The organism is Actinomadura sp. WMMB 499, assembly GCF_008824145.1.
In the GTDB taxonomy this organism is placed as follows: domain Bacteria; phylum Actinomycetota; class Actinomycetes; order Streptosporangiales; family Streptosporangiaceae; genus Spirillospora.
This window is the reverse complement of record NZ_CP044407.1, coordinates 1024022-1036763: the sequence shown is the minus strand read 5'-3', so window position 1 is coordinate 1036763 and position 12742 is coordinate 1024022. Positions and strand designations below refer to the sequence as shown.

Genomic DNA, 12742 nt, shown 5'->3' with positions numbered 1-12742 from the left:
CGCCGGCCGGCGCCCGTGCTCGCCGCGCGGGCGGCGCCCGTCCTGCTCGGCCGTTGCCGTCCTGCTCGGCTGGCGCCGGGCCGTCCGCCGCCGGGCTGCCCCGCTGCCGTCAGCCGCTGCTCGCCGCGGCGCGCTCCGCCTGCAGGACCTTGCGGACGGCGCGCGGCGCAGGCCCCGACCGCGCGGTCAGCTCCTCGATCCGGCGCTTGTGCCGCCGCCGGTCGGCGCCGGGCAGCACCGACGACAGCTCGCAGGCCGCCGCCAGCGCGATCGCGGCCGCGTCGTAGCTGTTGACGTGCGCGACCGGCCGCCCGCGCAGCGCCGACGACGCCCCGCCCCACAGCGCCTTCACGACGCGCGGGTCCCGGACGGTGACGTCCTCGACGGTGAAGAGGCCGAGCACCCGGCGCTCCCGCACCCGGATCATCCCGTCCCGCACGAGCTCGTCCCGCACGATGCCGGCGATCTCCTTGCCGTCCTTGCGCACCCAGTGCTGCCAGGACCGGGGCCGGGACGCGCCGCCGATCTGCGCGACCAGCCCGTACGGGTCGGCGCCCGGGGTGCCGGGCCGCGGCCGGGCCTTCTCGTCGTCGCCGAGCCGCCCGTCCAGGAACAGCTCGGTCAGCGCCGCGGCCCGCAGCAGGTACCCCAGGTGCCGTCCCCGCTTGGTCATCTTCTTCTTGCGCAGGTCGTAGGCCAGCAGGTACATCCGCGCCGGCAGCGACTCCGGAATCCGCACCACCATGGTCAGTCCTCGCTCCCGCCGAGCGGCGGGTCCTTCTCGGTCCCCGTGTCCGGGCCCTGGTCCGGTCGTGTCTGGTCGTCGGTCGCCGCGGGCCCCGCCGGGCCCGCCCCGCCGTCCGGCCCGCCGTCCGGCCCGGTGTCCGGCTCGTCCGCTTTTCTGGGCCGCCCCCGCCTGCGCATCCGGCCCACCGAGCCGGGCATCCGCCCCGCGTCGGCGAGGGCCCTGCGCAGCAGGAACTCGATCTGCGCGTTCGTGCTGCGCAGCTCGTCCCCGGCCCACCGGGCCAGCGCGTCGTGCACGGCCGGATCGAGCCGCAGCAGGATCTTCTTGCGCTCGGAGCTCAATGCCGATCATCGCCCGCCGTGGCGTCCGTCACTGGTACAGGCTGCCGGTGTTCAGCACGGGCTGCGCGTCGCGGTCGCCGCACAGCACCACCAGCAGGTTGCTGACCATGGTCGCCTTGCGCTCCTCGTCGAGTTCCACGACGTCGTCCTCGACGAGCCGGTCCAGCGCGAGCTGCACCATGCCGACCGCGCCCTCCACGATCCGCTGCCGGGCCGCGACGACCGCGCCCGCCTGCTGCCGGCGCAGCATCGCCTGCGCGATCTCCGGCGCGTACGCCAGGCCGGTGATCCGCGACTCGATGATGTCGACGCCCGCGGACGCGACGCGCTGCGTCACCTCCGCCGACAGCTGCGCGGTGATCTCGTCGGCGTTGTCGCGGAGCGAGGTCTGCTCGTGGCTGTCGTAGGGGTAGCTGCCCGCGATGTGCCGGACGGCGGCCTCGGTCTGGAACGCGACGAACTCGACGAAGTCGTCCACCTCGAACACCGCGCGGGCGGTGTCGCGCACCTGCCAGACGACGACGGCGGAGATCTCGATCGGGTTGCCGTCCAGGTCGTTGACCTTGGCGAGCCCGGTCTCGTGGTTCCGGATCCGGGTGGAGATCTTCTGTCGCAGGCTGATGGGGTTGACCCACCGCAGGCCGTCGGTGCGGACGGTCCCGGCGTAGCGGCCGAGCACCTGCACCACGCGGGCCTCGCCCGGCGCCACCGCCGTCAGCCCGATCGCCACGACCAGCCCGGCGATGACGAGCAGGGCGCCGGCGGTGACGCCGGTGGCGATGGCGACGCCGCCGCCGGTGGCCACGCCGAGCACCACGGCCGCCGCGCCGAGCAGGGTCAGCACCACCGCCAGCACCAGCATCGACCAGCCGTTGACGTTGTACGCGGGCCGTTCCGAGATCTTCGGGGTCGGCATCTCGACCTTCGCCGAGGGCTCCATGGCGCCTCCTTCTGTCCGGTTATCACCAACCTAGCAAAGTGATATCACTTTTTCCAGGCGGGGCCGGACAGAAGGAAGGCGGGGCTCACCGCGCGGCCACGGGCTCCGGCTCGGGCTCCTCCTCGATCACCTTCGGCACCCGCCGCAGCGTCACCAGGGCGAACACCGCGACCCCCGCGGCCAGCACCGCCGCGCACAGCAGCGCGGAGTGCATGCCCGTCATGAACGCGTCCCGGGCCGTCGCGGCGACCTGCGCGCCCACCCGCTCCGGCAGCGCCGCGACCGCCTGCAGCGCGCCGGCGAGCGAGTCCCGCGCCGCCGCGGCCGCGCCCGGCGGCGTCCCGGCCGGCAGGTCCAGCGCACCCCGGTACGCCGCGGTCAGCACGCTGCCGAGCACCGCCATGCCGAGCGCCCCGCCCAGCTCCGTCGCCGTCTCCGAGATCGCCGACGCGGCGCCCGACCGCTCCTTGGGCACCGACGCGAGGACGGTGTCGGCGGTGACCGTCATCGCGATCCCCATGCCGAGGCCCGCCAGCACCATCGCCGGCAGCATCATCGGGTAGCCGGTGTCCAGCCCGATCGCCAGGAACAGCGCGAAGCCGCCGGCGGAGACGGCCATGCCGAGGGCGACGGCGCGGGCGCGGCCCAGCAGCGTGATGACCGGCGGGGCCAGCACGGCGCCGCCGATCATCGCGCCCGCCGCCCCCGGCAGCCCCGCCAGGCCCGCCTTCAGCGGGTCCCAGCCCAGCGCGAGCTGGAAGAACATCGAGAAGATCAGCGACTGGGCGACCAGCGCGAACATCGCGAACATGTTGGTGACGACGGCGCCCGAGAACGCCGCCCGGCGGAACAGCCGGACGTCGATCAGCGGCGTCGCGGCGCGCACCTGCCGGGCCGCGAACGCCGCCAGCGCCGCCGCCCCGGCCAGCGCCGCGACCCACACCTTCGGTTCGTCCGCGCCGTGCGCGGCCGCCTCCTTCACCGCGTACACGATCCCGAGGACCCCGGCGATCGACAGCGGCACCCCGGGCAGGTCCGGCCACCCGGACAGCAGGTTCCTCGACTCGGGCAGGACGAGCGCTCCCGCGACCAGCGCCACCAGCATGAGCGGCACGTTGATCAGGAACACCGAGCCCCACCAGAAGTGGTCGAGCAGCGCGCCGCTGAGCACCGGCCCGAGCCCGACCGCGAGCGAGACGAGACCGAAGAACGCGCCGACCGCCGCCGTCCGCTCCCGCGGTTCGGTGAACACGCGGCGGATCAGCGACAGCGCGGACGGCATCAGCGTCGCCCCCGCGACGCCCAGCAGCGCCCGCGCCGCGATCAGCGCCTCGGCGCTCGGCGCGTACGCCGTCACCGCCGACGCGGCCCCGAACAGCGCCGTGCCGATGAGCAGCAGTCTCCGGTGGCCGATGCGGTCGCCGACGGCGCCCATGGTGATGAGGAGCCCGGCGAGCGCGAACCCGTAGGCGTCCGCGATCCACAGGATCTGCGTCGCCGACGGCCCGAGGTCGGCGGACAGGTGCGGGATCGCCTGGTTGAGCGCGGTCAGGTCGATGGCGGGGACCAGTGCCACCAGCGCCCCGATCGCGAACGTGCCCCGTTTGCGGGCTGAACTGTACGACATGCGGACGAGCGTCGCCGGGCGCGCTGACCGTCCGCGCACCGTCCGCTGACCGCCGCAGGCCGGCCCCGTGCGTGGCCCGGTGCGGGGCCCGTCAGCGGCGGGGGAGGGACGCCAGCGCGTCCGCGTGCGACAGCGCGGCCCCCGACGCGTAGCGCTTCTCGTACGCGGCGTCGCCGAGCAGCGCGCGGGCGCCCGCCTCGACCCGGTCGGCGTCGCGGTCGCCCGGGATCCGCACCCGGCGCATCGCCGTCGCCGCGCCCAGCAGCCACGCGGCGCGCTCCCCGTCGCCCTCCCGCAGGGCGAGGCCCGCCAGCCCCACCGCCACGCTCGCCCGGTAGCCGAAGATCGGATGGTCGTGGGCCATGGCGAGGGCCTCGCCGAACAGCTCCCGCGCCCGCCCGGGAGCGCCCTCGTCCAGGGCCACCCAGCCGAGCCCCACCAGCGTGGCGCCCCGGACGGCGGCGACCACGAACCGGGCCGACACGTACTCCAGCGCCGCCTCGTACAGCCGCCGCGCCTCCGCCGGGTCCCCGCGCAGCCGCGCGACCTCGCCGAGCCCCTGGAGCGCGGCGGCCACCTTGTCCGGGGCCCCGGCCCGCCGGGCCAGCTCGGCGGCGCGCTCGCAGTCGCGGCGCGCCCCGTCCAGGTCGCCGCCGTGGACGCGGACCTCGCCGCGCCGGCACAGCAGGTCGGCGGTGTCCTCCAGCGCGCCCAGCTCGCCGGTCAGGGCCAGCGCCTCGCCGAGCAGTTCCAGCGCCGCCGCGCGGTCGCCGCGCCAGTCGGCGAGCTGCGCGAACGGGTCGAGCGAGTTCGCCGTCCCCCACCGGTCGCCGATCGCGCGGAACCCCGCCAGCGCCGCCGCGCACCGCTCCTCGGCCCGCGCCCGGTCGCCGGAGAACTGGTTCAGGAACCCGTCGCTCATGTCCATCAGCGCGAGCGTCCACGGGTCGTCGCCGATCTGCTCGACGAGGATGGCCTCCTGCGTCCGCTCCGGCCCCGCCGTCATCGCCCACAGCACGGTCGTCGCCGGGAAGGCGAGCCGCCGGATTCCCGCCAGCACCGTCTCAGCACGGTCCATCCACGCGGTGGCGCGCGCCCCCGTGCCGCCCGCCGACACGACGTTGCACACGCACAGGACGTACTCCTCCTCCAGGCCCGGAGGCGGCTCCGTGCCGACCTTCTCCAGCAGCGCGGTCGCCGGCGGCGCCCCCTCGACGCGGCCCCGCAGCCACCAGTACCAGGACAGTGCCGCGATGAGCCGCAGCGCGCGGACGGCGTCGTCGGACTCCACGCACCGGCGCAGCGCCGCGTGCAGGTTCGCGTGGTCGGCGGCCAGCCGGTCCAGCCACTCGAGCTGCCCGGCGGCCCGCAGGTGCGCGTCCGCGCGCAGCGCGAGGTCCAGGAAGTGGTCGGCGTGCGCCCGGCGGAGCCGCTCCCGCTCCCCGGCCTCCGCGAGCCGCTCCGCGCCGTACGCCCGGATGGTGTCGAGCATCCGGTAGCGGGCGCCGCGCTCGTGCGGCTCCAACTGCACCAGCGACTTGTCCACCAGCTCGGCCAGCGCGTCGGCCGCGTCGTCGAGGTCGCACACCGCCGCGGCGGCGTCGAGGGTGAACCCGCCGGTGAACACCGTCAGGCGCCGCGCGAGCGCCTGCTCCGCCGCGCCGAGCAGGCTCCAGCTCCACTCGACGACCGCGCGCAGCGTCCGGTGCCGCGGCGCGGCCGTCCGGTCCCCGCGCGACAGCAGCCGGAACCGGTCGTCCGGCCGCGCCGCGACGGTGCCGTCGAGTCGCGCCGCGACCTCGCCGACCGGCAGCGAGCGCAGCCGCGCCGCCGCCAGCTCGATCGCCAGCGGCAGCCCGTCGAGCGCCGCGCAGATCCGCAGGACGTCCGCCGCGTTCGTCGCGTCCACCGCGAACCCCGGACGGACGGCCCGCGCCCGTTCGGCGAACAGCCGCACCGCCGGGTACCGGACGAACTCGGCGGGCGGCGTCCCGGCGGGCGGCAGCGCCAGCGGCGGCAGCGGCCACACCGCCTCCCCGGTGACGGCGAGGACCTCCCGGCTGGTGGCCAGTACCCGCAGCCGCGGGCACGCGCCCAGCAGCCGCCGCGCCAGCACCGCCGCCTCCGCGACGACGTGCTCGCAGTTGTCGAGGACGAGCAGCATCGGCCGTCCCTCCAGCGCGGCGACCAGCCGGTCGACCGCGTCGGCCGGGCGCCCGCCCGCCGCCTGCCGCACCGCGTTCTCCCGCAGTCCCAGTGCCGCGAGCAGCGCCCGCTCCACGTCCGGGCGGTCGACCGGGGCGAGGTCGACGAAGCAGACCTCGCCGTCCTCGCGGGCCGCCGCCTCCACCGCCAGCCGCGTCTTGCCCGCGCCGCCGGGCCCGAGCAGCGTGACCAGGCGCCCCTCGGCCAGCATGTCCCCGACCCGCCGGACCGCGTCCTCCCGGCCGACGAAGCTGGTCAGCTGCGCGGGCGGCGGCACCGCCCGCGGCGCCTCGGGCGCCGCCGCGGCCCCGGCCGGCTCGCCCCGCAGGACGGCCAGGTGCGCCGCGGCCAGCTCGGGGGACGGATCGGCGCCCAGCTCGTCGGCCAGCAGCCGGCGGCCCTCCTCGAACACCGCGAGGGCCTCCGCCTGCCGCCCGGCGGCGTGCAGCGCCCGCATGAGCAGCGCGCGGGCCCGTTCCCGCAGCGGCCGCTCGTCCACGAGGACGCGCAGTTCCGCCAGCGCCGCGTCCGGCCCGCCGGGCCCGCGTTCGCCGGGTCCGTCGCAGGAGGCGAGCACCGCCGCGCCGTACTCCTCGACGGCCGCGGCGCGCTCGTCCTCCAGCCGCACCGCCCGCGCGGCCGCGAACGGCGCGTCCAGCCCGGCCAGCGCCGGCCCCCGCCACAGGTCGAGCGCCTCCCGCAGCAGCCCGGCCGCCCGCGCGTGGTCGCCGCGCCCGGCCGCCGCGCGCCCCTCCCGGGCCAGCCGCCCGAACCGGTGGACGTCCACGGCACCGGGATCGACCGCCAGCCGGTAACCGGCCGGCCCGCCCTCGACGAGCGCGGCGTCGCCCAGCCCCCGCCGCAACCGGGACACCTGCGACTGGAGCGCGTTGGCCGCGCCGCGCGGCGGCTCCTCCCCGTACAGGCCGTCGATCAGCCGTTCGGCGGGCACCACGCGGCCGGCGTCCAGCGCGAGCATCGCCAGCAGCGCCCGCACGCGCGGCCCCCCGACCGCGACGACCGCGCCCTCCGACGCGCCCTCCGACGCGCCCTCAGCGGCGGTGCGCCCGCGCGCGGCGTGTCCCCCGGCGTCCCGCCGAACCTCGACCGCGCCCAGAACCCCCACCCGCATGCGTCCGATTCTCCCGCATCACGGGCGCACGCCGTGCAGTCGGGCGAGCCGGCCGCGGCAATAGCCGTTCGCATTGTTCGGCGGGCGGGAATACCCATTTCTCCACATCCGCTTCTCATGGAACGCTCCGACGGGCGTCGCCGGAGATCTGGACGGCGACGAAGACGTCATCCGGACATTCCTGGCAACCTCTCGGGCCTTCGAGAGTTCGCCCGGCGTCACCTTGACGTGACGCGGTGCGTCACGCTTTGCTTGCGACGTCCAAAAACCCCCAGCGTGATCTCGAGGCCGAATGTCGTACGCGACACCGGACGGGAACGTGGCAATTCCCCAGGCCGCGCATTCATTCCGTCCGCATTACGGTTATCGGACACCCGAATGGAGTCCGCCCGTCCCGCCGGAGTGACCCGCCGCGAATCTCCGCCCCGGCAGGACGCGCCGTGATCCGCGTCACGTCGTCCGTCACGAAAGCCGATGATGAACACAACCCCGCTCCCGTCCGCTCCGGGGCCCGCGTCGCTGCTGCCCGCGGCCTGCACGGCCGTGCTCGCCGTCGTCGCGCCCCTGCTGCCGGGGGCCGCAACGGGACCGGTGCGCTGGATCACGGCCGTCCTGGTCGCCGCCGCGGCCCTCGCCTCCGCCGCGGCCGCACGAAGCCTGCGCGCCCGCTGCCGCGCCGTCCTCGCGGCCGCCGCCGGGGACGCCGAACGGCATGCCGCCGAGCTGCGGCACCGCGACGACGAGCTGCGGCGGCGGGCCGCCGCCGAACACGAAGCGGAACGGTCCCGGCACGCCCACGTCGCCGCCGCCGTCGCGCAGCGCGACGCCCTCGCCGCGATGACCGACCACCTGCTGACCGCGCAGCTGCCCGCCGCGCTGCGCGGCGAGTCCGTCCCGCCGCCGCTCGCCGGCGCCGCAGGCGGCGGCGCCACCCTCGCCGCCGCCCGCGACGGCGCCCTCGACGCCGTCGCCGGGCTGCGCGCCGACGCCCGCGGCCGGCTCGAGTCGCAGCAGCTCGCGACGGTCGCGCTGGCCCGGCGCGTCCAGTCCGCGATGCACCGCGTCCAGGCCGAGGCCGCCACCACCGCCGAACGGCACAGCGACCACGCCGACGTCTACCTCGCGTGCCAGGCCATCGACCACCTCGCGGCGCAGTCCGCCCGCCTCGCGCAGGGCCTGGCGGTCGCCGCCGGGACGTGGGAGGGCCAGCAGTGGGACACCCCGATGCGGCTCGCCGAGGTCGTCCAGTCCGCCGCCGCCCGGATCGAGGACTTCCAGCGCGTTCGGATCGAGGGCGACCCCGATCTGGCGGTCGGGCCCGTCGTGCTCGAGGCCGTCATCCACGTCCTCGCCGAACTGCTCGCCAACGCCACCGAGTCCTCGCCGACCGCCGCGCCCGTCACCGTGCGCGTCACCGCCGCCGCCCAGGGCGCGGTGTTCCGCGTCGACGACCACGGCGTCGGCCTGGAGGAACCCCGGCTCACCCTCGCCCGCGAACTGCTGGACGGCTCCCGCGAGGTCACCCTCGCCGAGATGGGCGAGGTACCGCGCCTCGGCTTCGCCGTCATCGCCCGCTACGTGCGGCGGCACGGGTTCAAGATCAGCATCGGTGAGTCCCCCTACGGAGGCCTGCAGGCCGTCGTCCTCGTCCCCGACGCGATGGTGGACGACCTGGGGACCGGCACCGGCGGCCGCCCCGGCCCCGCCGCCCTCGCCCCCGCCCCCGCGGACCCGCCGCCCGAGCCCTCCGCGGATCCCCCGCGGACGGCGGACGGGGACGGCGGCGGGGCCGCGCCCGCCGACCCCGGCGACACGCTCCCGCAGCGCATCGCCCGCCGGGGCCGCCACCGCGCCGCCCCGCGCCCCGCCGTCCCGCGCCCCCGGACGGGGGACGGCCCGCCGCCCGTCGCGCCGCCCCCGGAGACGCCCGAAGAGGCCGGGGCGCTGATGGACGCGCTCATCCCGCACACCCCCGCGTCCGGCGCACCCGCGCCGAACACCCCGCGCCGGACGCGAGCGCCCCGCCCGCGGGGCATCCCCCCACCGACGACGACAGGAGGAACGATGACGGCTGACCAGGACTGGGTGGTGGCGCGGCTCGCCCGCGTCCAAGGCGTCCGGCACGCCATCGTGTGCACCGTGGACGGCCTGCTCAAGGCGCGCTCCGCCGGCACCGGACGGGACGAGGCCGACCGGCTCGCCGCACGCTGCAGCGGGCTGCTGTCCCTCGCCCGCGACCAGGCCGGCGAGTTCGGCGCGGGCGCGAAGGCCCTGCACCAGCTGATGGTCGGGCACGAGGGCGGCTACCTGTTCGTCCGCAGTGCCGCCGCCCGCTCGTGCGTCGCCGTCGTCACCGAGCCGGTGATCAACGCGGCCCTCGTCGCGCAGGAGATGCAGGCGATGGTGCTCAAGCTCGGCGACCAGCTCGCCACGCCCGCCCGGGGGAGCGGCTGACTTGTCCGGCCCCGGCGAGTACCGCGACACGCCGCTGCGGGCCTACGTGGTCACCGGCGGGCGCGCGGCCGCACCCGGCGCCCGGGTGGGGGTCGACACGCTGCTGAGAACGGTCCCGCCGCCGGGCGGGGCGCCCGAACCGCTCCCGGCGGACGCCCCGCCGCAGCTCCGCGCCCTGCTGCGGCTCTGCGACGGCGGCGTCCTGTCGGTCGCCGAGGCCGCCGCGCACCTGGACCTGCCGGTCAGCGCCGTCCGGATCCTGGTCGGCGACCTCGTCGCCGGCGGCCGCCTGCAGACCCTCGCCGGCGGCTTCAACGAACCCGGAATCGACCTGCTGAAGGAGGTGCTCGATGGGCTCCGCGCCCTCTGATCCACCCGCCGGACGGTACCTTCCCGGCACCGTCGCCCGGACGGCCAAGATCCTCGTCGTCGGCGACTTCGGCGTCGGCAAGACGTCGCTCATCGGCTCGGTCAGCGAGATCTGCCCGCTGCGCACCGAGGAGCCGATCACCGAGGCCAGCAGCGGCGTGGACGACCTCGCGCGGCTCCCCGGCAAGACGTCCACGACCGTCGCCATGGACTTCGGCCGCATCACCCTGAACCCGTCGCTGGCCCTCTACCTGTTCGGGACGCCCGGCCAGCGGCGGTTCTGGGACATGTGGGCCGGGCTCGCCGAGGGCGCCGTCGGGGTGCTGGTCATCGTCGACTCGCGGCGGCTCGCCGGGGGCTTCGACGTCCTCGACCAGGTGGAGACGCACGTCCCCGCGCCCTTCGCCGTCGCCGTCAACCACTTCCCCGACACCCCGCCGCACCCGCACGAGCGGCTCCGCGGCGCCCTCGACCTGCTGCCCGACACCCCGATCGTCGACTGCAACGCCCTCGACCGCGACTCCTCCGTCGCGGCCCTCGCCGCCCTCGCCGAGCACGCCCTCACCGTCCGGGAGCCCGCCCCTTGACCGCACCGCCGGACGCCGTCCCGCCCGTCCCGCCCGAAGCGCCCGGCGACGTCCCCGCCGGGGACCCGCTGCCGCTGTCGGCGACCACCACCTGTCCCGACACCTGGCCGGTGTTCGACCGGCTCTGGCGCGACCACGGCCCCGTCGCCCCCGTCGAACTCGAACCGGGCGTGCGCGCCTGGCTCGTCATGGGCTACGAGGAACTCAAGACGATCACCGGGACGCCCCGCCTGTACTCGCGGGACGGCCGCGACTGGCGCGCGTTCCAGGACGGCACCGTCCCGCCGGACTCGCCGCTCGGCCCGATGATGTTCTTCCGCGACAACGTCGTCGGCTACGACGGCGACGCCCACCGGCGCCTCCGCCGCCCCATCGAGGACGCGATCGCCGCCGTCGACCACCGCCGCCTGCGCCGCACCGTCGAGTACCTGTGCCGCGGCCTGGTCGGGGCCTTCGCCGACCGGGGGTCGGCCGACCTCGTCGCCGACTACGCCGCGACCGTCCCGCTGCTGGCCATCGGCGACCTCATCGGCTTCGACCCGGCGCAGAGCCGCGAGCTGCTGGCCGCCATGCGCGCCCTGTTCGGCTCCGGCGAGGACGCCCAGGACGGCAACCGGCGCTTCGAGGCCCTGCTCGGCGGCCTCCTCGCCGCCCGCCGCGAGCGGCCCGCCGACGACATCGCGTCCCTCCTGCTCGCGCACCCCGACCTGCGCACCGGCGCCGAGGTACTGCAGTCGATCGTCGTCCTGGTGTCCGCCGGGAACCACACCACCATCAGCTGGATCGCCCAGACGCTCCGGCTGATGCTCACCGACCCGCGCTTCGCCGGACGGGTCCGCGGCGGGCGGCTCGGCATCGACGACGCCCTCGACGAGGTCCTCGCCGTCGCGCCCCCGATGATCAACATGCCGGCCCGGTACGCACTGCGCGACACCGAACTCGGCGGCCGGGCCATCGCCCGCGGCGACGCCCTCGTCCTCGGCCTCGCCGCCGTCGCGCACGACGTCCGCGCCCACGCCGGATCGCAGTTCTGGCAGCGCGGCAACCGCGCCCACCTCGCCTGGAGCGCCGGCCCGCACGCCTGCCCCGCCCGCGACCCCGCCCGCACCATCGCGCGCACCGCCATCGCGACCGTCCTGCACGCGCTGCGCGGCGTCCGCCTCGCCGTCGATCCCGCGGACCTGGAGTACGAGCCGTCCCCGTGGACCCGCTGCCCGGCCCGGCTCCCGGTCACGTTCACCCACGCCGATCCCGGAGGATTCCATGGCAGACGTCCCGGTCATCGAGCTTGACCCCACCGGCGCCGACCACCAGGGCGAGGCCGCGAGGCTCCGCGCCGCCGGACCCGTCGTCCAGGTCGTCCTCCCGGGCGGGCTGCGCGCCTACGCGCCCACCACGCACGCCCTGGTCGCCGACCTCGTCCGCGATCCCGGGGTCAGCAAGGACTGGCGGAACTGGAACGCCGTCAAGACCGGGGCCCTCACCGACGACAACCCCATCGTCGGCATGATCAAGGTGACGAACATGGTCACCGCCGACGGCGCCGAGCACCACCGCCTCCGCCGTCCCGTCACCCGCACGTTCACGAACGGACGCGTCCGGGAGCTCGCCGCCGGCATCCAGGCGACGGTCGACGGGCTCCTCGCCGAGCTCCCGGCCGAGGGGCCCGTCGATCTGCGGGCCCGCCTCGCCGTCCCCCTCCCGCTGCGCGTCATCTGCGAGCTCCTCGGCGTCCCCGACGACGAGCGTCCGCGGTTGCGGCACCTCGTCGACGCCATCTTCCGCACCGACACGACGGCCGCGGAGGTCGCCGCCGTCCAGGCCGACATCCCGCGCTTCCTCGCCGACCTCGTCGCGTACCGCACCGCGCACCCGTCCGGCGACCTCACCAGCGCCCTCATCGCCGACGACACGCTCGCACCGGACGAGCTCGCGGGGACGCTCTGGGTGCTGCTGGCCGCCGGGCACGAGACCACCATCGGGCTGATCACCAACACGATCCGCGCGCTGCTCACCCACCCCGGCGCCCTGGACAAGGCCCGCGAGGCCGACGCCGGCACCTGGGACGCGATCGTCGAGGAGGTGCTGCGCTGGGATCCGCCCATCGGCAACTTCATGGCCCGCTACCCGCTCGCGGACCTCGACCTCGGCGGCGTCACGATCCCCGCCGGCGAGGCGATCATGGCTCCGTACACGGCGGTGAACCGCGACCCCGTCCAGCACGGCCCCACCGCGCACCTCTTCGACGTCGCCCGCCCGCCCGGGGCAAGCATCTGGCCTTCGGCGACGGCCCGCACGTTTGCCTCGGCGCCCACCTCGCCCGGCTCGAGACCCGGATC

General features: G+C 76.5%; 9 protein-coding genes and 1 pseudogene. 5 read left to right on the top strand and 5 right to left on the bottom strand.

What is annotated here, in order from left to right; all coding sequences use genetic code 11:
• Positions 1-109 precede the first annotated feature (109 nt).
• The 5 genes from F7P10_RS04435 to F7P10_RS04415 all read right to left on the bottom strand — a co-directional run bounded on the left by F7P10_RS04435 (position 110) and on the right by F7P10_RS04415 (position 6993).
• Complete coding sequence (locus F7P10_RS04435; RefSeq protein WP_254716386.1) at positions 110-745, bottom strand: GPP34 family phosphoprotein; 636 nt, start codon at positions 743-745, stop codon at positions 110-112.
• Positions 746-747: 2 nt separating this feature from the next.
• Positions 748-1089 carry a hypothetical protein gene (locus F7P10_RS43900; RefSeq protein ID WP_151008199.1) on the bottom strand — a complete coding sequence of 114 codons (342 nt, stop codon included), beginning with the start codon at positions 1087-1089 and terminating at the stop codon, positions 748-750.
• A 28-nt stretch (positions 1090-1117) separates the two neighbouring features.
• Positions 1118-2029 (bottom strand): SPFH domain-containing protein, encoded by a 912-nt coding sequence (locus F7P10_RS04425; RefSeq protein WP_151008198.1) that lies wholly within the window; start codon positions 2027-2029, stop codon positions 1118-1120.
• A gap of 85 nt (positions 2030-2114) precedes the next feature.
• Positions 2115-3656, bottom strand: coding sequence for an MFS transporter (locus F7P10_RS04420; RefSeq protein ID WP_151008197.1), 1542 nt, complete (start codon positions 3654-3656; stop codon positions 2115-2117).
• A 91-nt stretch (positions 3657-3747) separates the two neighbouring features.
• On the bottom strand, positions 3748-6993 hold the full coding sequence (locus tag F7P10_RS04415) for a BTAD domain-containing putative transcriptional regulator (protein WP_151008196.1): 3246 nt from the start codon (positions 6991-6993) through the stop codon (positions 3748-3750).
• 474 nt (positions 6994-7467) lie between these two features.
• Between F7P10_RS04415 and F7P10_RS43125 the strand changes: the two genes are divergently transcribed.
• The 5 genes and pseudogenes from F7P10_RS43125 to F7P10_RS45290 all read left to right on the top strand — a co-directional run.
• Entirely contained in the window at positions 7468-9447 is a 1980-nt protein-coding gene (locus tag F7P10_RS43125; RefSeq protein ID WP_151008195.1) for a roadblock/LC7 domain-containing protein, read from the top strand.
• Between the two features lies 1 nt (position 9448).
• Positions 9449-9817, top strand: coding sequence for a DUF742 domain-containing protein (locus F7P10_RS04405; protein WP_151008194.1), 369 nt, complete (start codon positions 9449-9451; stop codon positions 9815-9817).
• On the top strand, positions 9798-10403 hold the full coding sequence (locus F7P10_RS04400) for an ATP/GTP-binding protein (RefSeq protein ID WP_151008193.1): 606 nt from the start codon (positions 9798-9800) through the stop codon (positions 10401-10403). The genes F7P10_RS04405 and F7P10_RS04400 overlap by 20 nt, the downstream gene beginning before the upstream one ends.
• A complete protein-coding gene (locus F7P10_RS04395) occupies positions 10400-11695 on the top strand; it encodes a cytochrome P450 (protein ID WP_254716385.1) in 1296 nt (431 codons plus the stop codon). Before F7P10_RS04400 ends, F7P10_RS04395 begins: the two co-directional genes overlap by 4 nt.
• Positions 11667-12602: pseudogene (locus F7P10_RS45290) on the top strand (cytochrome P450); the annotation flags it as partial. The gene F7P10_RS04395 and the pseudogene F7P10_RS45290, both read left to right, overlap by 29 nt.
• Positions 12603-12742: the final 140 nt, after the last annotated feature.

What these genes read in the sequence shown, in the direction of transcription:
- F7P10_RS43125 (WP_151008195.1), top strand. Translation starts at nt 7,468, where the DNA reads ATGATGAACACAACCCCGCTCCCGTCCGCTCCGGGGCCCGCGTCGCTG.
- F7P10_RS04435 (WP_254716386.1), bottom strand. Translation starts at nt 745, where the DNA reads ATGGTGGTGCGGATTCCGGAGTCGCTGCCGGCGCGGATGTACCTGCTG.
- F7P10_RS04415 (WP_151008196.1), bottom strand. Translation starts at nt 6,993, where the DNA reads ATGCGGGTGGGGGTTCTGGGCGCGGTCGAGGTTCGGCGGGACGCCGGG.
- F7P10_RS04400 (WP_151008193.1), top strand. Translation starts at nt 9,798, where the DNA reads ATGGGCTCCGCGCCCTCTGATCCACCCGCCGGACGGTACCTTCCCGGC.
- F7P10_RS04420 (WP_151008197.1), bottom strand. Translation starts at nt 3,656, where the DNA reads ATGTCGTACAGTTCAGCCCGCAAACGGGGCACGTTCGCGATCGGGGCG.
- F7P10_RS04425 (WP_151008198.1), bottom strand. Translation starts at nt 2,029, where the DNA reads ATGGAGCCCTCGGCGAAGGTCGAGATGCCGACCCCGAAGATCTCGGAA.